This window comes from Allobosea sp. AK1, assembly GCF_006714945.1.
In the GTDB taxonomy this organism is placed as follows: Bacteria; Pseudomonadota; Alphaproteobacteria; order Rhizobiales; family Beijerinckiaceae; genus Allobosea; species Allobosea robiniae.
In genome coordinates, this window is sequence record NZ_VFMG01000001.1 from 1,536,256 (window position 1) to 1,559,920 (window position 23,665).

The window sequence follows — 23,665 nt, forward strand, 5'->3', positions numbered from 1 at the left end:
GCCGCACGCCTTTTCCGCTCAGCCGAACAGCCTGAAGCCGCTCTTCTTCGGCTCCGGCGGCGGCTCCTCCTCCGGTCCCGGGTCGTCGGGCGCGTGCGAGACCGGGAAGATCACCGGCTTGGGCGGCGTTGTCTCGCGCGCAGCGGCTGGCTTGGCCTCGACCGGTTTGGCTTCGACGGGCTTCACAGGTTCCGCAACCGCTTCCAACGGCTTCGGTTCGACGACCGGCTTCGGCTCCTCCTTCGGAACCGGCGGCACGGCAGCAGCGACCGGCTCCGGCTTGGGCTCTTCCTTCGGCACAGGCGGAGGCGGCGGTGCAACGGCCGTGGGCTCGATCGTCGTGACGCTCTCGGCCTTGACCTCGATCAGCTTGGTCGAATCGTCGAGATCGGCCAGCACGTCGTCGACGGCTTGCGCCTTGTTGCCGAGCGTCGCCGGAGGGACCGTCCAGACAAAGGCGTCGAGCCGGCCGGTGATCGGCGAAACCGGCATCCAGTGGTCGGAGACCAGTCCGTCCGCCACCCAGGCGGCATCGCGCGGCGCCCGTGTCGCCCGCGCCAGCCATTCGCGCACCCGGCCGGCCGCACCGTGCTCGGCATCTTCCAGCTCGGCCATCAGCAGGCAGGCCCGCACCGAGGCACCGCCAGCCAGCAAGGGCTTCAGCGTCTCGCGCGCCTTCTGGAACTCGCGTGCCTGGATCGCGGCGCCGGTCAGTGCCAGCACGCTTTCCGGATCGGAGGGACGCAGCTTCGTCAGTGTCGTCGCTCGGGCAAGGCGGTCGAGCGCGCTGTCGCCCGGCCGGGCATCGAGATAGGCGGCGGCGATATCGGGATGCGGCGCATCCTTCCAGGCAGCTTCCAGCAGCTTCGACGCCTTGCGGACATCGCCGCGCTCGGCGAGCATCCGCCCGGCCAGAGCAGCGGCCGGCGTCAGCGCCGGTGACAGCTTCACCGCCTCGAGCGCCGCGGCGAGCGCCTTCTCGGGCTCATGCTCACGCGCCTGCAAGGCCTCGGCCGCCAGCAGCACGGCGCGCTGGCGACGGGCCTCTGCCTTGTCGGCGAGCCTCAGCGCAGCGCGGCGCTCGACCGCGGTGCGGGCCGCCTGCCAGTCGCCGGCCTGCGTGTGAAAATCCAGCAGCGCGTCATTGGCCCAGGCCAGCGAGGGCGAGCGGCGCACCGCATCATCGGCGAAGGCGCGCGCGGCGGTGACGTCACCGCGCCGCTTCGCCTCGACGAAGAGCCCGCGCAGGCCCAGCACGCGCGTCTCGGATTTCTCCAGCATCGCCTTGAAGGCGGCCTCGGCCTGCGCCCGGTCGCCGCTCAACTGGGCGGTCTGCGCCTCCAGCAGCAGGGTCAGCGGCTCGCCCGGAACGAAACGGCGCGCCTCGCCGGTATAGCGCCCGGCGGCAATCGGATCGCCCGCGCCGATCGCGACCATGCCGCGCGACACGGCCTCAAAGCCGCGTGCCCGGCGCCGCGACCGCGAAGAAAGACTGAAGGCCGAAGGCAAACCGAAGACGAAACGAAAAATCGCCCAGACCAGCAGGACGAGAAAGGCGAGCGCGACGACGCCGATCGCGGCCAGCGCGACGCTGGTCTCGATCCGGTAGCCCTGCCAGAGGACGGAAACCTCGCCCGGCCGGTCGGCGAGCCAGACGGCGCCGAAGGCAAGACAGGCGAAGACGGCGAGGTAGACGAGAACGCGAACCATGGACTCCTCAACCCTCCGTCAACCGGCCGCGCCGAGCGCCGCGACCGCATCCTGCGCGATTTTGGCGATCGCCGCATCCGCTGCGGCACGCTTCTGCAGATCGGCGCCGAATTCCGCACTGGCACGGCGCGCCGGCTCCGGCAACTGGCCCCACAGCGCCGAAGCCTTGACGATGTCGCCGGTAGCGATGGCGCTTTCCAGCCGGAGCGGCAGCGTCGCGGGGTCGGTCGAGCCGCTGTCGCCGACCGGGCGGACCGTGACGACGCGGCTCGCCAGGGCGAGCAGCTTGTCGGTCCAGCTATCGGACGCCGGCATCACCTCGCGCTGGAACATCGCGCCATGCTTGCGGAAGCCCGCCTGCAGGGCCTCGCGTGTCGGCGCGCCGCCTGAAGAAACAGCCGCCAGGGCAGCGACATCCGCCTGCGCCACGCCGCTTTTCGTCAACGCCGCGATATCGCCGGCGAAGGGGCGCCCGCCGGCGAGCGCACGCTGCACCCGTTCGGCCAGCACAATCCGCGCCGCGGCCATTGCTTCCGGACTGGCGCCCGATGCCGCCTTCGCCTGTGTCTCGACGCTGCCGAGCCGCCCCGCGATCTGGTCGAGGCGCTGGCCGACGGCCGCAGCCGCCGCTTCGGCCCTCTGGGCCTGAGCGGTGAAAGCGCTGGTATCCGGGGCCTGCACATTGCCGAGCGAAGCGAGCTTCGCCGTCACCGCCTGGAGTTCGGAACCGGCCTTGGCCGCTGCTTCCGTCGCAGAGGCCGCCTTGCGGTCAGCTGCCGCCGCACTCGCTTGCGTGGCCTCCAGCCGGTTGCGCAATTCAGCGATAGCCTCGACGTTACCGGAAGGAGCGGGCTTGGTCAGCGCATAGCTGACGAGTGCCCCGCCGATCACGCCACCGACGAGCCCGGCCGCGATCACAGCGAGCCAGGGCGTGCGGGCCGGCGCCTCGCGTTCGGCAGGCGCACGCGCCGGCTCGACCGGCGGCGGCGCGAATTCCTGCGGCAACGCTTCGGTCGGCGCCACCGCTTCCGGCGACGGCTTCGCAGGCTCCGCCGCCTCAGTCGGTTCGTCCGACGACGAGACCACCTTGAGATCGACGGTCGGCGGCGTGCGCTGCAGGCTGCCGCGCGGCTCCGGCCGGGCGACATCGATCAGATGCTCGCGCGCCGAGACCTGCTCCAGCGCCGCCAGCATCCCGGCTTCCTCCGGATGCTCCGCGACCAGCACCGTGCTGGCACCGGCCGAGATCAGGGGCGAAGCGACATCGGCCGACAGCGTGACATGGGTGAGTTCGAGCGCCTCGTCGGCAACGCCGGCCGCCTGGGCCAGCGCAATGAAGGTCCGCGCGCCGCGCGCCGAATAATGCAGCGCCGCGCCTCCGCCGCCATGCCGCAGCGCGGCTTGCATATCCTCGGGCAGGGCGGAGACGGGCTCGGCCGCATAGGCAGTCCAGAGCGTCACCTCGTAGCCGGCCTCGCGCAGACGGTCCGGCACGTCCTCCTTGCGGTCGCGACCGACGATCATCAGGAGCTTCGCCGGCACCGGCAGCGTCCGCCGAATCAGCTCGATCAGGTCGTTGCGGTCGCCATCGGCGCTACGGGTATCGTCCAGCCCGGCCTCGCGCACCTTCGCGGCCGTGCGGCTCCCGACGGTGAAGACCGGCAGGTCCCGCCAGGCGATCGATCCATCCGCCAGCGCCGGCACGCCATTGCCGCTGGTCAGCACGATCGCGTCGAACGCCCCCTCGGGCGCGGCGTCCGACAGGCGAACGACCTCGAAGAGCGGCGCGACGACCGGCTCGAAGCCGTGCTCGGCGATGGCGCGCGCGGTCCGTTCGGCGTCGGGGCGGGGACGAAAGACGAAGACGCGCATTCACAGCTCCTGACAAAACCGGCGGCGCCCGCAGGACGATCCGCGAACCGTGCAGCAATTTGCGATCATGCCGCATTGAGGCGGAACAATGATCCTGCCCATGCCGTCTCCTTTTCCTCGTCCCGTCGCCCTGACCGCAGAACCGCCTCTTGTGACGGGCCTCTTGGCCTTGCGCCCCCTCGCGCACTATACGAAGGAATTGCCGGCACGGAACCGCCGGACGGCACTTCTGGATCCTGATCCCTCATTCCGCGAGACAAGTCGACCGATCATGCGTGTACTGGGGATAGAGACGACCTGCGACGAAACGGCAGCCGCGATCGTCTCCGTCGAGCGTTCCGGCGAAAGCAAGATCCTGTCGAACGAGGTGCTGAGCCAGATCGCCGCACATGCCGCCTATGGCGGCGTGGTGCCGGAAATCGCGGCGCGCGCCCATGTCGAGGCGATCGACCGCATCATCGCACGCGCCTTCGCCAATGCCGAATTGAAGCCGGATGAGATCGACGCTGTCGCGGCGGCGGCCGGCCCCGGCCTCGTCGGCGGCGTCATGGTGGGCTTGACCGCCGGCAAGGCGATCGCGCTCGCGACCGGCAAACCCTTCATCGCGATCAACCATCTCGAAGCGCATGCGCTGACGGCCCGCCTCACCGACGATCTCGCCTTCCCCTATCTCCTGCTGCTGGTTTCCGGCGGGCATACCCAATTGCTGGCCGTGCGCGGCGTCGGTGATTATCTCAAGCTCGGCGGCACGATCGACGACGCCGTCGGCGAGGCCTTCGACAAGATCGCCAAGATGCTCGCCCTGCCCTATCCCGGCGGTCCTTCGGTCGAGCGCGAGGCAGCCAAGGGCGATCCCGAGCGCTTCGATTTCCCGCGCCCGATGCAGGGTCGGCCGAGCCCGGATTTCTCGCTCTCCGGCCTGAAGACCGCCGTGCGCCTCGTCGCCGAGCGGATCGCGCCGCTCTCCGACAATGACGTCGCCGATCTCTGCGCCTCCTTCCAGGCGGCCGTCGTCGACGTGATGGTGGACCGCACCCGCGCCGGCTTGCGCGCCTGCCGCGAAGCCGGCATCACGCCGTCGACGCTGGTCGTCGCCGGCGGCGTCGCCGCCAACCAGGCGATCCGCAGCGGGCTCAATCGCCTAGCGACCGAAGCCGGCCTGCCGATGGTCGCCCCACCCTTGGCGCTCTGCGGCGACAATGGTGCAATGATCGCCTGGGCGGGGTTGGAACGGCTGCGGCTCGGCCTCGTCGACGACATGGCCGCGGTCGCCCGTCCGCGCTGGCCGCTGGACGAACTCTCGGCCACTCCGTCGACCGCCGCATGAGCTCTCGCGCTCGCTATCGCAGCATCGGCGTGGTCGGCGCCGGCGCCTACGGCACCGCGCTGGCGCTCGCCGCCGCCCGTGCCGGTCACGATGTCCGGCTCTGGGCTCGCGATGGCGAGACCATCGAGGCCATCAAGCGAACACGGCAGGCGCCGCGCCTGCCCGGCATCGACCTGCCCGAGAGCATCCACGCGACCGACCTGCTCGCAGCCCTTGCCGATTGCGACGCCTTGATCGTCGCAGTGCCGACACAGGCCTTGCGGTCGGCCTGCGAGCATCTGGCGGAAGCCCTGCCGCCGCGCGTGCCGGTGATCTCCGCCGCCAAGGGCATCGAGCAGGCGAGCGGCCGGTTCGCGACCGAAATCATCGAGCAGGCGTGGCCCGGTGCTACGGCAGCGATCCTCTCCGGCCCGAGCTTCGCCGCCGATATCGGGCGCGGGCTGCCGACGGCCGTGACGCTCGCGGCCGGCGATTCCGATCTGGCGCAGGCGCTGGCCGAAGCGCTGAGTTCGCCCGCCTTCCGCATCTATCACTCCGCCGACATCCGCGGCGTCGAGATCGGCGGCGCAGCCAAGAACGTGCTCGCGATCGCGGCCGGCATCACGATCGGACTGGGCTATGGCGAGAGCGCCCGCGCCGCGCTGGTCGCCCGCGGCTTCGCCGAACTGCGCCGCTTCGGCGAGGCCTATGGCGCCGATCCGGAAACGCTGATGGGCCTGTCCGGTCTCGGCGATGTCCTGCTGAGCTGCGCCTCGCCGCAATCGCGCAACTTTTCTTATGGATTGGCCCTGGGCCAGGGCAAGAGCCCGGTGGAAGCGGCCGGCGGCAGATTGGCCGAGGGCGCCTTCACCGCCCCGGCGCTGGTCGAGATGGCGCGGGCGAAACAGGTCGAGACCCCGATCGCCGCGGCCGTGGCCGCGATCATCGCCGGCGATGTCGGCGTGCGCGATGCGGTCGCTGCCTTGCTGGCGCGACCGATCCGGGCGGAATGACGGAGGAAAGCATGGCGGGAGACTGGTCCGACCTCACGAAGCGCGTCGCGCGCGGCATCGCCGAGGTCAAGAAGACGACAGGTTCCGAGCTCGTCGCCGAGAGCGAGCCCGTGCCGCTGGCCGGCCGGATCGCGGGCCCGGTGATCCAGCACCGTCGACGCAAGGCCGAAGACACGCACCGCTTCGTGCTGATCCTGCCCTTCGGCGAGGGCGAGGTCCGCGTCGAGCTCGACCCCAAGGATTACGCCGCGCTGACCCGCGAGATGGTGCGGTTCTGGAATGAACAGGGCGAGGCGGCTTCGCAGCCGCCGGTGCCGCTCAAGGAGGACGAGGCCTGATGGCTCACTGGCTGATCAAATCCGAACCATCCGTCTGGTCCTGGGACGACCAGGTCAAGGCCGGCGCCAAGGGAACGCATTGGGACGGCGTGAAGAACCACACCGCCAAGCTCAATCTGATGGCGATGAAGCAGGGCGACCAGGTCTTCTTCTACCATTCCAACGAGGGGCTCGAGGTCGTCGGCATCGTCGAGGTCATCAAGGAAGCCTATAACTGGATTCCCGGCGAGCCCTGGGTCCTGGTCGACTTCAAGGCGGTGAAGCCGCTGCCGAAGCCGGTGACGCTCGTGGCGGTCAAGGCCGAGCCGAAGCTCGCCAAGATGGCGCTGGTCACCTCCTTCCGCCTCTCGGTCCAGCCGGTGACGGACGCGGAATGGGACATCGTCTGCAAGATGGGCGGGCTCTGAATAATAATCAGCGGCAAAAAGCGGGTCCAAAAGTCGATTCGACCATCGGATAAGACGGTTGGAAGGCTTTTCGGCCCGCTTTCATGCATTCGCGGCCTGCCCCTGCCACGAAAGTGCGATGCACAATGGCTTGCCGCGGCGCGTTCGCATCCTATGATGCGTCGAAATCGAAGAAGCGACGTCCGCCGCGCCTGACCATGAGGCGGACCAGCGCAACACAGACCGCCCAAGTCTGGGGAGACGCCCGAATGTCCGAGATCATCTACGACGTCCCGACCTCCTGGTCGAAGAAGGCCTGGGCGACCGACGCCAAGTACAAGAAGATGTACGCGGCCTCGATCAAGGACCCCGACAAGTTCTGGGGCGAGCAGGGCCAGCGCATCGACTGGTTCAAGCCCTATACCAAGGTCAGGAACGCCAGCTACAAGCCGGGCAAGGTCTCGATCAAATGGTATGAGGACGGCACCACCAACGTCGCCCATAACTGCATCGACCGGCATCTCGCGACCCGCGCCAAGCAGACGGCGATCATCTGGGAAGGCGACGATCCGAGCGAGTCGAAGAAGATCACCTACGGCCAGCTCTACACCGAGGTCTGCAAGTTCGCGAACGTCCTCAAGGCCAACGGCGTCAAGAAGGGCGACCGCGTCACCATCTACCTGCCGATGATCCCCGAGGCGGCCTATGCGATGCTGGCCTGCGCCCGCATCGGTGCCATCCATTCGGTGGTGTTCGGCGGCTTCTCCCCGGATTCGCTGGCGAGCCGCATCGAGGATTCCGATTCGAAGATCGTGATCACCGCCGATGAAGGCCTGCGCGGGGGCCGCGCCGTCCCGCTCAAGAAGAACGTCGACACCGCCGACGACAAGGTGAAGGGCGGCATCGAGACCGTCATCGTCGTCAAGCGCACCGGCGGCAACATCACGATGAAGGAAGGCCGCGACCGCTGGTACCATGACGAGGCGGCCAAGGTCTCCGGCCACTGCCCGGCCGTCGAGATGAAGGCGGAGGACCCGCTCTTCCTGCTCTACACTTCGGGCTCGACCGGCAAGCCGAAGGGCGTGCTGCACACCACCGCCGGTTATCTCGTCTACACCGCGATCACCCACCAGTACGTCTTCGACTACCATGACGGCGACATCTACTGGTGCACGGCCGATGTCGGCTGGGTCACCGGCCACAGCTACATCCTCTATGGGCCGCTCGCCAACGGCGCGACCACGCTGATGTTCGAGGGCATCCCGACCTATCCGACGATCTCGCGCTTCTGGGAGGTCATCGACAAGCACAAGGTCAACACCTTCTACACCGCGCCCACCGCGATCCGCTCGCTGATGGGCGCCGGCGAGGAGCCGGTGAAGAAGACCAAGCGCAAGTCGCTGCGCCTGCTCGGCTCGGTCGGCGAGCCGATCAATCCGGAAGCCTGGGAGTGGTATCACCGCGTCGTCGGCGAGCGCCGCTGCCCGATCGTCGATACCTGGTGGCAGACCGAGACCGGCGGCATCCTGATCTCGCCGCTGCCTGGCGCCACCCAGCTCAAGCCCGGCTCGGCGACGCGGCCGTTCTTCGGCATCAAGCCGGAGATCGTCGATCCCGAGGGCAAGGTGCTGGAAGGCGCCTGCGAGGGCAATCTCGTCATCGCCGAGAGCTGGCCCGGCCAGATGCGCACGGTCTATGGCGATCACAAGCGCTTCGAGGAGACCTATTTCGCGACCTACCCGAACAAGTACTTCACCGGCGACGGCTGTCGGCGCGATGCCGACGGCTATTACTGGATCACCGGCCGCGTCGACGACGTCATCAACGTCTCCGGCCACCGCATGGGCACGGCCGAGGTCGAATCGGCGCTGGTCGCGCACCCGTCGGTCTCGGAGGCCGCGGTCGTCGGCTATCCCCACGACATCAAGGGCCAGGGCATCTACGCCTATGTCACGCTGATGGCCGGCGAGGCGCCGACCGACACGTTGCGCAAGGACCTCGTCGCCTATGTCCGCAAGGAGATCGGCCCGATCGCCTCGCCCGACCTGATCCAGTTCGCGCCCGGCCTGCCCAAGACCCGCTCCGGCAAGATCATGCGCCGCATCCTGCGCAAGATCGCCGAGGACGAGTACGGCGCGCTCGGCGATACCTCGACGCTGGCCGATCCCGCCGTCGTCGACGATCTCGTCGAGAACCGCCAGAACAAGCGCAAGGCGGGCTGATTCGCGCGAGCCGCTGTTCTCCCGGCACCACACTGAAAATGGCCTGCACCTCCCGGGGCGGGCCATTTTCGTAAAGTTCCGGCCCGGCGCGCAGGAACCCGGGTCGACATCAAGGGTTCGCAATGTGGCAGGCCTGCGCTAGACCATGCTCATGCCGCGTTCATCGCGTTTCCTGATAATGACGCAACGTTCGGCTGACCGAGATCGGAACCCGCGCCGCATGACGACGATCAAGATCGCATCGACCGCCACCCTGACCCGCGCGGCCGCCCTGCTCCCCTTGCTGGCGCTGACGGCCTGCGCCGGCTCGCAGCGCTTCACCGGGCCGGTGATGAACCCGCCCTCCTACAGCCAGCCCGTGCTGCCCTCGGCTCCGCCGGTGAGCTCTGCTCCGATCACGTCGGAGCCACTGCCGCCGCCGGGCGGCTATCCCGCGGCGCCCCAGCCAGGCGGCTACCCCGTTGCAGGCGGTCCGCAGGGTGGCGGGGCCTTGCCTGCGCCCCAGGACCCGTTCTTCGACCCCAATGCCGGCGGCGCGCCGCAAGGCCAGCCCCTTCCCCCGACCGGCCAGCCGACGCAGGATCCGGGCCTGCGCGGCAGCGACAATCAGGTCGCCGGCCTCGGCCAGAGCCCGGCAGCGGCGCCGCGCCCATCCGCCAGCCGCAACAGCATGGTCGGCGGCTGGACGGCCCGCGAGGCGACGGGCGGCTCCTGCCGCGTGCAATTGTCGAGCACGCCGACGCTCGATCTCTACCGTGCCTCCTCGTCCGGCTGCGCCAACAAGGATCTTCAGAAGATCTCGGCCTGGGATTTCCGGGATGGCGAGGTCTATCTCTACCAGCAGGGCGGCGCGGTCGCGGCCCGGCTGCGCAGCTCCGGCTCCGGCGCGCTCGACGGCGCCGTCACCAAATCCGGTGCCTCGCTGTCGCTGAACCGGTAATCACCAAATCGATCACGTCATGGTCGGGCTTGTCCCGACCATCCGCGCCTTCATCGATGAAGATCGCTGTTCAAGACGTGGATGCCCGCTACGAGGGCGAGCACGACGATCATTGGATCGTCGCCTCCGCCGCAGATCTGTCCCTCACGCACCGAAGGTCCGCGCGAGCAATGTGCTCGGCCAGAAGCTCTTCTGGATCGACAGCGCCATCGTCGCGAAGCCCTTCGCATTGTCGAGCGCCTCGTCGAGGATCGTGAAAGGCGTCGGTGCTCCGGTCGCGATCACGCCCTCGACATCGGCATAGCCGCCGACGAGATCGGCCTCGAACTTCGCCGCAAGCCGGCGCATCGCCAGATTTTCCGGCAGGCAGGTCAGGTAGAGCGTCCGGACCCCGCGATTGCGCGCGGCCGTGATCAGCCGCCCGAACAACTGCCCACCGACGCCGCGACGCCGCCACGGCGTCTCGACGCTGAAGGCAGCCTCACCGGTCAGCGCGATAATCTCGTCGAGACCGCGCAACTCGGCCGCGCCGCGCACCACACCGTCGACGACATAGGCATAGACCAGGCCGCCGACGCCGAAGGTCGTCCTGGCATAGTTCTCGAGGAACGCGTCATTCACAGCCGTGCCGAAGCGTTGCTGGCGCGTGACGGGGTCGAGCCTGAGCAGATGCTCTCTGAAAAGATCGCGCTCCGTCGGCCATAGCCGCCGGATCACGCCATCGCCGGCCTTCTTGCCGGATTGTCGCGAACGAACCAATTGTCATCTCCTGAGCAGCGCATGTGTCGCGCTTACCGACCAGGAGGCGTGTCTTCCCTAACTCGCATGTCACATCGTACCGGCAGCCCCCGATGGCAAGAGCGCTACCTGCGGCATTTTCGCCGGCTTGCCCGAAGAATCTGGCCAGAAATGGACCGACGCATGCAAAGGAAGCATAACGAAAGCCGAATACCGACCTTGGGGACGGGGGAGGAAAACCGCTGTAACCGCGTCATACGACGTGCAATAATTTCGTGGTGACCCCGATGACGGCGCGCCCGGCATGAGCTAAGTTGCGTGCTCCCGGTCACTCATATTTGAAGATCCATGTTCGATCGTCGCAAGCCTCCCGCTGCCCAGCCCTTCGTCACGCACGAAAACATCGAAGCCAAGGTCAAGTGGTTCGACCCCGAGAAGGGGTTCGGTTTCGCATCGCCCTCCGATGGTTCGGGCGATGTCTTCCTGCATGTCTCGGCCATCGGCCCGCTGGACCAGCAAGACCTGCTGCCCGGCGCCACCATCGTCGCCGATCTCGGCGAAGGTCGCCGCGGCCTTCAGGTCGTCGCGATCCATGAGATCGACGCCTCCACGGCGACGCAGACCGCGCCGGCTCCCCGCGCCTTCTCGCCCCGTCCTCCGCGCGATGATTTCGGCGGTGGCGGCTATGGCGACCGGGATCGCGGCGGCTACGGTGGCGACCGCGGCGGCTATAACGATCGCGGCGGCTTCGGCGGCGGTGATCGCGGCCCGCGTGGCGGCGGCTTCCAGGATCGCGACAGCGGCCCGGTCGAAGGCCCCTATGATGGCGCCGTGAAGTTCTTCAACTCGGATCGCGGCTTCGGCTTCATCGCGCCGGACAAGGGCGGCCCGGACGTGTTCCTGCACGTGTCCTCGCTCGGCCGCAGCGGCTTGCAGCCGCCGATGGACGGGCAGCGCGTGCGCTTCTCGATCCGCACCGGCCGCAAAGGCCCGGAAGCGGCCGACGTCAGCTTCATCTGACGCTAGCGCCTCTGCCGAAATAACAAAGGCCCGCCAACCGGCGGGCCTTTTCTTTTGGGACAGCATGATCTGCCGAAGGCGCGCCGCCGAAGCGGCACGCCTCGGGCTCGACTCAATGGTCGTGGTCATCGCCTTCCAGGCCGCCGATATGCTTCTGGGTGTAGAGCTCGATGCCCACGCGCGAGATCAGGTCGAGCTGGGTCTCCAGGAAGTCGATATGGCCTTCCTCGTCCTTCATCAGGGCCTTGAACAGGTCCTCGGACGGGAAATCGCCGACCTCGCGGCAGTATTTCGCCGCTTCCTGATAGAGCGTGCGCGCCTCGAGCTCGGCCTTGAGGTCGCACTCGATCACTTCCGTGACGGTCTCGCCGATGCGCAGCTGGTCGAGCGTCTGCAGGTTCGGGAAGCCTTCGAGGAAGAGGATGCGGTCGACGAAGCGATCGGCATGGACCATCTCTTCGATCGATTCCTTCTTCCAGGTCTTGGCCATCTCCTTCAGGCCCCAGTTGTCCAGCATGCGGTAATGCAGCCAGTACTGGTTGATGGCGGTGAGCTCCGAGCGCAGCCCCTTGTTGAGATACTCGATGACCTTCTTGTCGCCCTTCATGGCGTGCACTCCGCGATCCACATTAGAATGATCCTAATGTAGACACGGCCCTTGCAGAAGGGAAGAGGCAAAAAGCGATCTCGGCGCTTTTGATCGAAGCCCGTGCGCGGCGCCGGCCTCAGGCCGCGACGCTCTCCTGGGCGAGTTCGATCCCGTCGAACATATGTCCGACCGAGACATGGACCGCGCATTCGATCTCACGGCTGGCGCAGCTGCCGCATTGCGTCGCGCAAACTGCGCGGGCCTCGGCCAGGATAGCCCGAACCTCGCGCGCGCAACGGCCGCAATCCGGGCTGCAGCCCAGGCAGTCATAGACCTCGCCGGCCGTCCGGGGGCCGCTGCCATCAGCAGCGACGGTCCCCTTGATCTGGCCGCAGGACAGAACGTTGCAGGAGCAGACGATCACGCGTGGTGGCCCACCACCCGCTTGGTCTCGATCTCCTCGCCATCGGCACTGCGCAGGCGGACGATGACCTCGACCGAAGAGATCACCATGCCTTCCGGCGCGTCCGGCAGGCCGGCGACCTGGATCATCGAGCCCGGGATATCGGTGACGGTCTCGTCGTCCTCGTTGTAGAAATGATGGTGCTCCGACACGTTGGTGTCGAAGAAGGTCTTCGGGCCGGAGACCGAGACCTGGCGCAGCAGGCCGGCTTCCGAGAACTGGCGCAGCGTGTTGTAGACGGTCGCGAGCGAAAGCGGCTCGCGCGCCCGCAGCGCTTCCTCATAGAGCATCTCGGCGCTGACATGCCGGTCGCCCTTGGCGAAGAGCAGCCAGCCCAGCGCCATGCGCTGGCGCGTCGGCCTCAGGCCCGCCGTCCGCAGCCGCGCCTTCACGGCGCTGATCGGGCAGCTCGTCGGGTTTTTCTGCGGCCACGGGATATGATCGGCCACCACAGGCCTGTGATCGTGATCCTTGCTCGCCAGAACGCTCATCGTAACGCCTTCCACTACGCCGGTCGCCGGCCATGCAGTTTAGAAATCATCTAAACTACTGATATTACTATCATATTTGGCAAAGCATCGGCCGAATGTCAATCAGCACGCCTGCGACATCGGGCAGCGCCCACAGCACATCGGCGTGATCGCCCCGGGCCTGATGCGCGGTGAGCGCATGAGGGCAAAGGCAGCTCCGGCGAAAGCCGCAGCGGATCGCAGGGCCGGTCTAGTGCCCGCCGCCTCCGGCGCCCGCAACAGGCTTCGGCGGCTTGCTCAGGAACAGCGACATCAGGACGAGGCTCCCGAAGATCGCAGTCAGCCCGAGAAAGACGTCGCCGAAGGCCATGACCAGCGCCTGCTTGTGGACGCGCTGGTTGATCAGGGCCAGCGCCATGGTCTGCGCGGCGTCGCCGTAGTCGATGAAGCGCTGCGCGGTATTGGCGATCGCTTCCTCCGCCACCCCACGCCCGGCGACCACCATTTCGTGCAGCCGGGTGATGTGCAGGTCGGTGCGGGTATTCAGCATGGTGTTGATGACCGCGAGCCCGACCGCGCCGCCGAGGTTCCGGGTGAGATTGTAGAGCCCGGATGCATTCTTGAGCTGCTGCGGGGGCAGCGAGCCCAGCGCGACGTTGTTGATCGGCACCATGCACAGCATCAACGAGCAGCCGCGCAGGATCTGCGGCACCAGGAGCTCGTAGAAATCCCAGTCCGACGTGATGAAGGACGCCCACCAGGTGCCGACCGCGAAGCCGCCGAAGCCGATCATCATCATGATGCGCGGGTCGAGCTTGGCGGAAAGCCGCCCGGCGATCGGCGCCGTGAAGAACATGGCGAGGCCGGTGACGAACATCGTCTCGCCGATCATCAGCGCGTCATAGCCGCGGATGCGCCCGAGATAGACCGGGTAGAGATAGGTCAGCCCGTAGAGGCCGATGCCCATGGTGAAGGAGAACAGCGAGCCGAAGGCGAAGTTGCGGTTTCGGAAGGCGTAGAGATCGACCAGCGGATCGTCCCGCGTCAGCGCCCGCCAGAAGAACAGCACCGCGCCCGCGACCATGACGATCGAGAAGAGCACGATCTCGTGGCTCTGGAACCAGTCGAGCCGCGTCCCCTCCTCCAGCACATATTCGAGGCTGCCGAGAAAGGCGGCCATGGCGGCGAGCCCCAGCCAGTCGAAGCGCTTGATCAGGCTGTGATCGGGCTTGTCGAAATCGATCAGCGTCCAGGCTGCGATCGTCACGCCGATGCCGGGCACGACATTGACCAGGAAGAGCCAATGCCAGGAGAAGGCATGGCTGAGATAGCCGCCGACCGTCGGGCCGATCGTCGGCGCCAAGGTCGCGACGAGCCCGATCAGCGGCGAGATGATCGGCCGCTTCGACGGCGGGAAGATGGTGAAGGCGGCGGCGAACACGCCGGGAATCATGCCGCCGCCGATGAAGCCCTGCACCGCCCGCCACAGGATCATCTCGTTGATCGAGGTGGCCTGGGCGCAGAGCACGCTGGCGATGGTGAAACCCGCCGCCGCGATCGAGAAGAACACCCGCGTCGACAGCGCCCGGCTGAGATAGCCGGAGAGCGGGATCATGATCACCTCGGCGATCAGATAGGCGGTCTGGACCCAGGCGACCTCGTCGGACGAGGCGGACAGGCCGGCCTGGATCTCCGCCAGCGAGGCCGAGACGATCTGGATGTCGAGGATCGCCATGAACATGCCGAAGACCATCGCCATGAAGGCGAAGATCCGGCGCAGCGGAATGGCATCCGAAGCCGGCGGCGCTCCCGCCGGCGCAGTCAGGGTCGCGGTGGCCATGTCGGCCTACCTTTCCTCGGGGTTGTCTTCCCGTGCGCGCTGCATCAGCGCTGGGCGGCCGGCCGCGGATCGATCGAGACCACGACCGACATGCCGGGCCGCAGCACATGCTTCGCGGTCGAGTCCTTGTCGAGCGCGATGCGCACCGGCACGCGCTGCACGATCTTGGTGAAGTTGCCGGTCGCGTTGTCGGGCGGCAGCAGCGTGAAGACCGAGCCCGTGCCACCGGCGATGCCGCTGACCGTGCCGTGGAAGACCTGCCCCGGCAACGCATCGACGGTGATGCTCGCCTTGTCGCCGGTCTTGAGCGGCCCGACCTGGGTCTCCTTGAAATTGGCGTCGACATAGACCTGGTCGAGCGGGACGATCGACATCAGGCGCTTGCCGGCCCCGACGAGGTCGCCGATCTGGACGTTGGTATTGGCGACGACGCCGTCGATCGGCGCGGCGATCTTCATGAAGGAAAGATCGCGCTCGGCCTTCTGCTCGGCGACCTTCAACTCGTCGATCTGGCGAGCGGCCTCGATGCGCTGTGCTTCCAGAACCTTGATGTTCGCCTGCGCCTGCAGGACACCGGCCTTGGCGCTCGCAAGCGCGGCGACGGCTTGATCGCGACCCGCCGTCGCGGCATCGAGCGTCGCCTGCGAGCCGTAGGACTTGGCGGCGAGACTGCTGGCGCGTTCGAAATCGGCGGCCGTGCGCGTCACCGCCGCCTCGGCCGAATTCTGCTGCGCCTGCGCCTGCGTCTGGGCGGCGCGCGCCGCTTCGACCTGGCTGTCGATGCGCGCCAGCGTCGCCTGCGCCGTTGCGGTCTTGGCGCGCGCACTGTCGAGCGCGATCCGCCAGTCGCCCTCATCGAGCGCGACGAGCGGCTGCCCGGCCTTGACCTCCTGATTCTGCTGCACGGAGACGGAGGCGATATTGGCGGAAAGCTTGGCCGAGACCGTCGCCATCTCCGCACCGACATAGGCGTCATCGGTCGAGACGATGAAGCGGCCATTGCGCCACCAGTCGATGCCGTACCAGAGCCCGGCTCCCACGACGGCCGCAGCCACGACGAGCAATGCGCCGCGCTTCAACGGGTTCTTTCCGGATTTTGCCTTGCCGTCGGCGGGTTCGGCCGGCGTGCTCTTCGCCTGCGCCTCGCGGGCGGTGGCGGGCTCGGCCGGCTGGGCGGTCTCAGCTGTGGCGTCGACCAGCTTCAGCCGGTCGCGGCGGTGTTCGGTAGCGGTTTCAGCAGACATTGGGCGTCCTGCATGTCAATTCGAACCAATCGGTTCGATTGCGCTTGAAATAGCGCGGGCTATGATGCATATCAAGTCAAATCGAACCAATCGGTTCGATTCTTTTTTGCAGCATGCGCGGAGCGCCCCTTCCGCCAGGGAATGATGACCAAGACCTCCGAAGCCATCGTTAAGACCGTCGCGCGCAATCACCGCGTCGCCGGCGCCGACCCTGACAAGCGGCGGCAGATTCTCGACGGGGCTCACCAGGTCTTCATCGCCCGCGGCTTCGACGCGGCCAGCATGAGCGACATCGCCGCCGCCGCGAACGTCTCGAAAAGCACGCTCTATGTCTATTTCCAGGACAAGGAGCATCTCTTCGTCGCGCTGATCGAGCGCGAGCGCGAAGCGCAGAAGCGCGGCGCCTTCGAAGCCCTCGCCGAGGATTCCGATCCGGTCCGGGCGCTTGGCAATTTCGGCCAGTGTCTCGTACGCATGATCAATTGTGAATTCGCGGTCAGCGCCCATCGCGTCGTCATCGGCGTCGCCGAGCGGATGCCCGATCTCGGCCGCGGCTTCTACGAGAACGGTCCGATGCAGGGCGCCAAGCTGATCGCGACCTATCTCGACCGGATGGTGGCCGAGGGCAGGCTCGCGATCGAGGACACCAATCTCGCCGCCGTGCAGTTCATCGATCTCTGCCAGTCGACCCTGACCCGCCCGCGCCTGTTCAATGCCGTCCGCACGCCCCCGAGCGAGGACGAGATCCGCCGCGTCGTCGGCGAGGCGATCGCGATGTTCATGGCGCGCTATGGCGCAAAGCAGCGAGGCTGACGCCGACGCCCTCAGCCCGCGACCTGCCGGGCGCGGATGCGCTCGCGATGGGCGGTATAGAGCCCCGACGCCGCGATGATCGCAGCGCCGACATAGGTCCAGAGATCCGGGATCGCTGCGAAAACCAGATAGCCGAAGATCGAAGCCCAGAGCAGTTGCGAATAGGCGAAAGGTGCCAGCAGCGAAGCATCCGCATAGCGGAAGGCCTGGATCAGGAAGATATGCCCGATCGTCGAGATGCCGCCGACGAAGACGCCAATCAGGATCGCGTTGAGATCGAGCGCCTGCCAGCTGAACGGCACAGCCAACGACAGCAGGATGAAGCCGATCGTGGCGGAATAGGCCAGCGTCACCACCGGCGTCTCGGTGCGGCTCATCATCCGGGTCACGATCAGCGAAAACGCCCAGAAGAACGACGAGCCGAGAACGAAGAACGACGCGCCGTGAAAGCCGTCACCGCCGGGACGCACCACGACGATCACGCCGACCAGCCCGACGATCGTGGCGAGCCAGCGTCGCCAGCCGACGATTTCGCCCAGGATGGGAATCGATAGCGCCGTCACGAAGAGTGGCGAGACAAAGGAGGTGGCGGTCGCGTCCGCCATCGGCAGGTCGTGCAGCCCGGCCACGAACAGGATCGAGGAGATCGTCACGCCCAGAGCCCGCAGCACCTGCAGGCCGGGCCGGCGTGTGCTCATCCGGCGGAAGCCGCCGGTGAAGCAGACGGTGACGAGCATGATCGCGGCAAAGGTGCCGTAGCGCATCCAGGTGATCTGGAGCGCGGGCAAGCTGATCGCGAGATATTTGGAGGCGATGTCGCCGCTGCACATGAAAATCGACGAGAGCAGCACAAGCGCGATGCCGCGCGCGGAATTATCGATGCGCAGCGGCTTGCCTTCCTGCGGAGGCATGACCGGCGGTTCTGGAAGGGGGGCGTTGGGCAAGGGCTGGGTTCGCACGCAGGATTGCCCAAGCCTTACCCTGTTTGCCTTGCATAGCCACCACGCAAAGACGGTCGCCCGCCCATGCGCGTGGACATTGCCGGTGACCCTGCCCGGGTTTCGGACAGGGTCGGGCAGCGCTTCAGTTTTCAGGCAGCCTGCTTGCGCGGCTGGATCAGCTTGCGGTTGACCAGAACCTCGGCGATCTGCACCGCGTTCAGCGCGGCGCCCTTGCGCAGGTTGTCGGAGACGCACCAGAAGGCGAGGCCGTTCTCGACGGTCGCGTCCTCGCGGATGCGCGAGATATAGGTCGCGTCCTCGCCGGCCGCCTCATGCGGAGTGATGTAGCCGCCCGGCTCGTGCTTATCGATCACCAGGATGCCCGGAGCGGTACGCAGCACCTCGCGCGCCTCGTCGGCGGTAATAGGCTTCTCGCACTCGATGTTGACGCTCTCGGAATGGCCGATGAAGACCGGCACGCGCACGCAGGTCGCGGTCAGCTTGATCTTCTTGTCGAGGATCTTCTTGGTCTCGACCACCATCTTCCACTCTTCCTTGGTGAAGCCGTCCTCCATGAAGACGTCGATATGCGGGATGAGGTTGAAGGAGATGCGCTTCGGGAACTTCTTGGTGGTGACCTCGCCGGCCGAGAACACCGCGCGGGTCTGGTTGAAGAGCTCGTCCATGCCCTCCTTGCCGGCGCCGGAGACCGACTGATAGGTCGAGACGACGACGCGCTTGATGCCGAACTTGTCGTGCAGAGGCTTCAGCGCGACGACGAGCTGCGCGGTCGAGCAGTTCGGGTTGGCGATGATGTTCATCTTGGTGAAGCCGGCAGCGGCGGCGGCGTTCACCTCCGGCACGATCAGCGGCACGTCCGGGTGCATGCGGAAGGCCGAGGAATTGTCGATGACGACGGCGCCCTGCGCGCCGATCTTCGGCGACCAGGCCTTCGAGACATCGCCGCCCGCCGACATCAGGCAGATATCGGTGTCGGAGAAATCGTAATGCTCCAGCGCCCGACACTTCAGCGTCCTGTCGCCGAACGAAACCTCGGTGCCGACCGAGCGCGAGGAGGCAAGCGCCACGACCTCGCCGACGGGGAAGGCACGCTCGGCGAGAATGTCCAGCATCTCGCGGCCTACATTGCCGGTTGCGCCGACCACTGCGACCTTGAAGCTCATGATGTGATCCTTTGCGGATAAGACGGTTCGGGTCTCCCTTTGGGGGCCGCCCCGCGCCGGTTTCGGGCGGGTTCGGCGATCTCTCCCCGCCGGGGGGAGATGGACCCGGAACCGAGGCGAAGCGTCAGCGCGACGGACCGGTTTTCCCGGTCGTCGTTTTGGTCGTGAGTTTCGTCGTCGTCGGACGGACAGTCACAGAGCCAATCCCGAAGGGCTGAAAACTTCGCAAGGCGGCGCAACCTTGCACCGCGCCCTGTCAGAACACCCGCGGCGACGAAAAGTCAATCTCCCCCGTGCGGGGAGCTCCGCTACGCCCGTTAACCCTGCCCGTTGACCTCTTGTTCACGCTGCCGGCCGATCGCCCCTTTTCGGTAACCCGACGGCGACTCTCGGCGTCCAGCCTGCCCGCCAGACTGAGGATTGCGTGGCCATAGCGCCCTGCGGGAGTAACCGGTTGCATTTGCGTTCGGACGAATTGATGTCACGGCTTCAGCCCCTGCTGCGGCAGCTCCGGCCCGGGTTGTCCCGCGCCGGCACGCTGTCTCGCGCTGCATGGGCGCGGGTCGAGAAGATCGACCTCGTCCCGCTTCTCATTACGTCTGCCGATCGCATCGAAGCCGGCTTCCGTGCCGTCTGCCGCATGGGCAGCCGCCTCGCGCCGCGCCGCGGCTTCGGCCTGCCGGGCGCCCTCGCCTGGCGCATCGCGGCAGCGCTCGGCGGTATCAGCCTGACGGCCGCGCTCGTCACAGGCCTCTCGGCAAACGGCGAGGGCGCTCCCCAGCTCGCCAGCCTGACTTCGCCGGTGGCAGCCGCCACGACCCGGAATGCAGCTCTCGGCAGCAAACCGCTGCACGCAGCAACGGAAGCCGACTGGCTCGCGATCTCCCGCCCGATCGCGATCTTCAATCTCGAAGCCCCTGAACTCGGGCGAGAGCCGCCCGCGATCGAAGCGCGCCGCAGCCGCGACGGTAGCCAGCGCGAGGACCTGCTGAGCTTCGGCAGCTTCGCCGGGGCCGGATCGCATCTCTCGCTACTCCTGAAGACGGGAGACGGCATCGCCGCCAGCTCTGGCTCCTTCACGATCGCGCTCGTTCACGCCGCGGCGCTCCGCAGCCTCGCCGTCGAGCGCAGCAGTGCGCCTGCCACGATCGAGACCCGCTTTGGCGCGCTCGAAACCGCGGATGTCGTTCTCGGCGACGGCACCGAGAGCCGCACCTGCCTCGCCTTCCGAACGGTCGGATCCGAGGCTCCCTTCACGATGAGCGGCTGGTGGTGCGCCGGTTCAAGGCCAAGCGACCGCCGCCAGCTCGCCTGCCTGATCGACCGCCTCGACCTCGCCAATGCCGGCGCCGAGCCCGAACTGCGCGCGGCCTTCGCCCGCAGCGAGCTTCAGCGCCAGGCGGGTTGCGCTCCCCAGCGTCTGTCGGCGACTGGGCGAAAGCTTTCCTGGCTCGATCCGAACGGCACGCTGCCGGCCTTGCGGATGAAGACTGCGACCGGAGAAACGGCAAAGCCCGCGGCTGAACCTCGCCCGCGTCGCGCCAAAAAGCCCCGGCGTTCCCGCTAACAAAGTTGTTAACGACGCGGTGCTAGTCTTTGCGCCGGATTTGCGATGCTTACATCGAGTGGATCAACCCACTCCCGGAGATTGCCGTCATGATGTCGTTCAAGCGCGTTGCCGCCCTCCTCGCCGTCGCTGTCACGGCCTCCACCGTGATGGCGAGCATCGCCGAAGCGCAGAACCGCCGCGGCCCGCTGCGCGTCACCGTGCAGAAGCGCAGCTATCTCGACGCGGGCAACGTGGTGCCGGTCGGCTCGATGAATCGCTATGCCAGCCAGCACATGTCGGCCTCGCCGATCTATGTGAACACCGGCGACCTCTACGGCGAGGGCACCCTGCCCGGCCGCGTCGGCGCGGGCTCGAACCCGTTCGCGAATACATTCGCGACGCCGCGTTTCTGATACGCGCGATCTTTAAGGGCGCCTGTCATGCCGTGCGCGCTGCAACGTGAAACGCTGCGGCGCAGACACGGGACCGTCTCCCGGAAAAGGCGCCTTCTCGTCACGCGGCCCCGTGTCTGCGCAGCAGCACTATCGTGCCGCAGCGCGCACGGGATGACACCCTTCATTGAGGCGCGCTTCCGTCGCCCTACTCCGGCAACACCTTGAGATAGCGTACCGGCCGCCCGGGCGCCGCCGCATTGGCCGCATGAACGATCGCGTTCGCGTCGATGCCGAAATGCCGGTAGAGATCCGCGACCGTCCCGGTCTGGCCGAAATGCTCGACGCCGAGCGCCTTCTGCTTGTGGCCATGGACGCTGCCGAGCCAGGCCAGCGTCGCCGGATGCCCATCCAGCACCGAGACGATGCCGCAATCGCGCTGGAGATCGCCGAGCAGCCGCTCGACATGGCTCGTCGCCGCGTGATTGCCGCGCTGGCGCGCCCGCTCCGCCGCCTGCCAGCCGGCATTGAGCCGGTCCGCCGAGGTGATCGCGAGCAACCCGACATCGCGCCGGTCCTCGGACAACAATCCGACCGCCTCGATCGCCTCCGGCGCGACGGCGCCGGTATAGGCGATCACGACGGAAGCGTTCGGCCCCGGCTTTCTCAGCCAATAGGCGCCGTCGATGATGGCGCGCTCCAGCTCCGGCGTCATTGCCCGGCTCGGCTGCTCGACCTGACGGGTGGAGAGGCGCAGATAGACCGAGCCGCCGGTCTCGTCGCGCAGCCAGGTCCGCTCGTCCGGATCGCCCTCGCCGTCGCGCTGCATGTAGTCGAAGGACCAGCGCATCATCACCGCAAGCTCGTCGACGAAAGCCGGCTCGAAGGAGCAGAGCCCGTCCTGGCTCATGCCGATCAGCGGCGTCGCGATCGACTGGTGCGCCCCGCCCTCCGGCGCCAGCGTCACGCCCGACGGCGTCGCCACCACCATGAAGCGCGCATCCTGGTAGCAGGCATAGTTCAGCGCATCGAGCCCGCGCGAGATGAAGGGATCGTAGAGCGTGCCGATCGGGATCAGGCGTTCGCCGAAGATCGAATGCGACAGCCCGAGCGCCGAGAGGTTGATGAACAGGTTCATCTCGGCGATGCCGAGCTCGACATGCTGCCCCTTCGGCGAGAATTCCCATTTCTGCATCGAGGGAATGCGCTCGTCCTTGAAGGTGTCGGCCATCGACGCCTTGGCGAAGAGCCCGCGCCGATTGACCCAGGGCCCGAGATTGGTCGAGACGGTGACGTCCGGCGCAGTGGTCACGATCCGGTCGGCCAGCGGTCCGCCGGTCTTGGCGAGGTCGTCCAGCACCTTGCCGAAGCCCATCTGGGTGGACATCACCGGCTGGATACCGGCCTCCAGCTTCGCCGGCACCGGCAGCTTGGCGGCCGAGAAACGCCGCCGCCCTTCCGAGAAGAACGGCACGGTGTCGAGGAAGGCCCGCATCTCGCTCTCGGACAACCCGAGGCCCTCGAACAGGTCCCATTCATGGCCGGGGCGGACGCCGTTCGCCTTGCGGAAGCCGTCGAGCTGCTCCTTGGTCATCAGCCCGGCATGGTTGTCCTTATGCCCGGCGATCGGCAGCCCGAAACCCTTGACGGTATAGGCGAGGAAGCAGACCGGCCGGTCATGGTCGATCGACTCGAAGGCTTCGAGGATCGAGGGCAGGTCGTGGCCGCCGAGATTGCACATCAGCTTCGAGAGTTCGGCATCCGAGCGCTTCTCGATCAGCGTGGTCACCGGCCCCTGGTCGCCGAGATCGTCCATCAGGCGCTTGCGCCAGGCCGCACCGCCCTGGAAGGTCAAAGCCGAATAGAGCTGGTTGGGGCAGGAATCGATCCAGGCCTTGAGCCGCTCGCCGCCCTTCTCCTTGAAGGCTGCCTGCTGCAGCGAGCCGTATTTCAGTGTGACCACGTCCCAGCCGAAATTGCGGAACATCGTCTCGAAACGGTCGTAGAGCCCCTCGCGGATCACCGCGTCGAGCGACTGGCGGTTATAGTCGATGATCCACCAGGTATTGCGCAGGCCGTGCTTCCAGCCCTCCATCAGGGCCTCGAAGATATTGCCCTCGTCGAGCTCGGCATCGCCGATCAGCGAGACCATCCGGCCTTCGGGGCGGTCCTTCGCCCAGCCATGCGCCTTCACGTAATCCTGCGTCAGCGAGGAGAACAGTGTCTGCGCAACGCCCAAGCCCACCGAGCCGGTCGAGAAATCGACGTCGTCGATATCCTTGGTGCGCGAGGGATAGCTCTGCGCGCCCTTGTAGCCGCGGAAATTCTCGAGTTTTTCGCGTGTCTGCAGGCCCATCAGGTAGTTGATGGCGTGGAAGATCGGCGACGCGTGGGGCTTCACCGCGACGCGATCTTGCGGCTTCAGCGCCGCCATGTAGAGCGCCGTCATGATCGTGGCGAGCGAGGCCGACGAGGCCTGGTGCCCGCCGACCTTCATCCCGTCCTCGTTCTGGCGGATGTGATTGGCGTTATGGATCGTCCACGAGGCCAGCCAGAGGATCTTCTTCTCCAGCTCGGCGAGAAACGGCAGGCGCGGATCTGTTGTCATGGATTTCGGCTCGAACTCCCCAGTGCA

21 protein-coding genes are annotated in these 23,665 nt (G+C 67.1%); 10 read left to right on the forward strand and 11 right to left on the reverse strand.

Going from position 1 to position 23,665, the window contains the following annotated elements; translation table 11 throughout:
• Window positions 1-18 precede the first annotated feature (18 nt).
• Complete coding sequence (locus FHT98_RS07790; RefSeq protein WP_142113507.1) at window positions 19-1,710, reverse strand: heme biosynthesis protein HemY; 1,692 nt, start codon at window positions 1,708-1,710, stop codon at window positions 19-21.
• A gap of 18 nt (window positions 1,711-1,728) precedes the next feature.
• Window positions 1,729-3,582, reverse strand: a complete 1,854-nt coding sequence (locus FHT98_RS07795; RefSeq protein ID WP_142113509.1) for a uroporphyrinogen-III synthase — start codon at window positions 3,580-3,582, stop codon at window positions 1,729-1,731.
• A gap of 271 nt (window positions 3,583-3,853) precedes the next feature.
• On the opposite strand from FHT98_RS07795, the gene tsaD reads away from it, so the two are divergent.
• From tsaD to FHT98_RS07825, 6 genes are all read left to right on the forward strand, one after another.
• On the forward strand, window positions 3,854-4,909 hold the full coding sequence (tsaD, locus tag FHT98_RS07800; protein ID WP_061970571.1) for a tRNA (adenosine(37)-N6)-threonylcarbamoyltransferase complex transferase subunit TsaD: 1,056 nt from the start codon (window positions 3,854-3,856) through the stop codon (window positions 4,907-4,909).
• Window positions 4,906-5,901, forward strand: a complete 996-nt coding sequence (locus FHT98_RS07805) for an NAD(P)H-dependent glycerol-3-phosphate dehydrogenase (RefSeq protein ID WP_142113511.1) — start codon at window positions 4,906-4,908, stop codon at window positions 5,899-5,901. Before tsaD ends, FHT98_RS07805 begins: the two co-directional genes overlap by 4 nt.
• The gene (locus FHT98_RS07810; RefSeq protein ID WP_142113513.1) at window positions 5,898-6,239 is read left to right on the forward strand and encodes a hypothetical protein; all 342 of its coding nucleotides are present in this window, start codon (window positions 5,898-5,900) and stop codon (window positions 6,237-6,239) included. The genes FHT98_RS07805 and FHT98_RS07810 overlap by 4 nt, the downstream gene beginning before the upstream one ends.
• A complete protein-coding gene (locus FHT98_RS07815) occupies window positions 6,239-6,646 on the forward strand; it encodes an EVE domain-containing protein (RefSeq protein WP_061970566.1) in 408 nt (135 codons plus the stop codon). The genes FHT98_RS07810 and FHT98_RS07815 overlap by 1 nt, the downstream gene beginning before the upstream one ends.
• Before the next feature lie 248 nt (window positions 6,647-6,894).
• Window positions 6,895-8,847 carry an acetate--CoA ligase gene (gene acs / locus FHT98_RS07820; RefSeq protein ID WP_142113515.1) on the forward strand — a complete coding sequence of 651 codons (1,953 nt, stop codon included), beginning with the start codon at window positions 6,895-6,897 and terminating at the stop codon, window positions 8,845-8,847.
• 220 nt (window positions 8,848-9,067) lie between these two features.
• A complete protein-coding gene (locus FHT98_RS07825) occupies window positions 9,068-9,787 on the forward strand; it encodes an AprI/Inh family metalloprotease inhibitor (protein WP_142113517.1) in 720 nt (239 codons plus the stop codon).
• 144 nt (window positions 9,788-9,931) lie between these two features.
• Here FHT98_RS07825 and FHT98_RS07830 read toward each other — a convergent pair whose 3' ends face one another.
• Window positions 9,932-10,546 carry a GNAT family N-acetyltransferase gene (locus FHT98_RS07830; RefSeq protein ID WP_142113519.1) on the reverse strand — a complete coding sequence of 205 codons (615 nt, stop codon included), beginning with the start codon at window positions 10,544-10,546 and terminating at the stop codon, window positions 9,932-9,934.
• A gap of 327 nt (window positions 10,547-10,873) precedes the next feature.
• Between FHT98_RS07830 and FHT98_RS26625 the strand changes: the two genes are divergently transcribed.
• Window positions 10,874-11,545: a cold-shock protein gene (locus tag FHT98_RS26625; protein WP_061970559.1), complete on the forward strand. Its 672-nt coding sequence runs from the start codon at window positions 10,874-10,876 to the stop codon at window positions 11,543-11,545.
• Window positions 11,546-11,657: 112 nt separating this feature from the next.
• Here FHT98_RS26625 and bfr read toward each other — a convergent pair whose 3' ends face one another.
• The 5 genes from bfr to FHT98_RS07860 all read right to left on the reverse strand — a co-directional run bounded on the left by bfr (window position 11,658) and on the right by FHT98_RS07860 (window position 16,151).
• A complete protein-coding gene (gene bfr / locus FHT98_RS07840) occupies window positions 11,658-12,152 on the reverse strand; it encodes a bacterioferritin (protein WP_061970557.1) in 495 nt (164 codons plus the stop codon).
• Window positions 12,153-12,270: 118 nt separating this feature from the next.
• Window positions 12,271-12,558, reverse strand: coding sequence for a (2Fe-2S)-binding protein (locus tag FHT98_RS07845; protein ID WP_061970554.1), 288 nt, complete (start codon window positions 12,556-12,558; stop codon window positions 12,271-12,273).
• A complete protein-coding gene (gene irrA / locus FHT98_RS07850) occupies window positions 12,555-13,088 on the reverse strand; it encodes an iron response transcriptional regulator IrrA (RefSeq protein ID WP_091856807.1) in 534 nt (177 codons plus the stop codon). Before irrA ends, FHT98_RS07845 begins: the two co-directional genes overlap by 4 nt.
• Window positions 13,089-13,317: 229 nt before the next feature.
• Complete coding sequence (locus FHT98_RS07855; protein ID WP_142113521.1) at window positions 13,318-14,907, reverse strand: DHA2 family efflux MFS transporter permease subunit; 1,590 nt, start codon at window positions 14,905-14,907, stop codon at window positions 13,318-13,320.
• A gap of 44 nt (window positions 14,908-14,951) precedes the next feature.
• Window positions 14,952-16,151, reverse strand: a complete 1,200-nt coding sequence (locus FHT98_RS07860; protein WP_142113523.1) for an HlyD family secretion protein — start codon at window positions 16,149-16,151, stop codon at window positions 14,952-14,954.
• A gap of 144 nt (window positions 16,152-16,295) precedes the next feature.
• Between FHT98_RS07860 and FHT98_RS07865 the strand changes: the two genes are divergently transcribed.
• The gene (locus FHT98_RS07865) at window positions 16,296-16,964 is read left to right on the forward strand and encodes a TetR/AcrR family transcriptional regulator (RefSeq protein WP_248309166.1); all 669 of its coding nucleotides are present in this window, start codon (window positions 16,296-16,298) and stop codon (window positions 16,962-16,964) included.
• A gap of 11 nt (window positions 16,965-16,975) precedes the next feature.
• Here FHT98_RS07865 and FHT98_RS07870 read toward each other — a convergent pair whose 3' ends face one another.
• Entirely contained in the window at window positions 16,976-17,875 is a 900-nt protein-coding gene (locus FHT98_RS07870; protein ID WP_061970546.1) for a DMT family transporter, read from the reverse strand.
• 179 nt (window positions 17,876-18,054) lie between these two features.
• Window positions 18,055-19,089, reverse strand: a complete 1,035-nt coding sequence (locus FHT98_RS07875) for an aspartate-semialdehyde dehydrogenase (protein WP_061970545.1) — start codon at window positions 19,087-19,089, stop codon at window positions 18,055-18,057.
• A 478-nt stretch (window positions 19,090-19,567) separates the two neighbouring features.
• On the opposite strand from FHT98_RS07875, the gene FHT98_RS07880 reads away from it, so the two are divergent.
• Both FHT98_RS07880 and FHT98_RS07885 read left to right on the forward strand, forming a co-directional pair.
• Window positions 19,568-20,656: a hypothetical protein gene (locus tag FHT98_RS07880; protein ID WP_142113528.1), complete on the forward strand. Its 1,089-nt coding sequence runs from the start codon at window positions 19,568-19,570 to the stop codon at window positions 20,654-20,656.
• Between the two features lie 89 nt (window positions 20,657-20,745).
• A complete protein-coding gene (locus FHT98_RS07885) occupies window positions 20,746-21,051 on the forward strand; it encodes a hypothetical protein (protein ID WP_061970542.1) in 306 nt (101 codons plus the stop codon).
• A 187-nt stretch (window positions 21,052-21,238) separates the two neighbouring features.
• Here FHT98_RS07885 and FHT98_RS07890 read toward each other — a convergent pair whose 3' ends face one another.
• The gene (locus FHT98_RS07890) at window positions 21,239-23,638 is read right to left on the reverse strand and encodes a transketolase-like TK C-terminal-containing protein (RefSeq protein WP_142113530.1); all 2,400 of its coding nucleotides are present in this window, start codon (window positions 23,636-23,638) and stop codon (window positions 21,239-21,241) included.
• Between the last annotated feature and the right edge of the window lie 27 nt (window positions 23,639-23,665).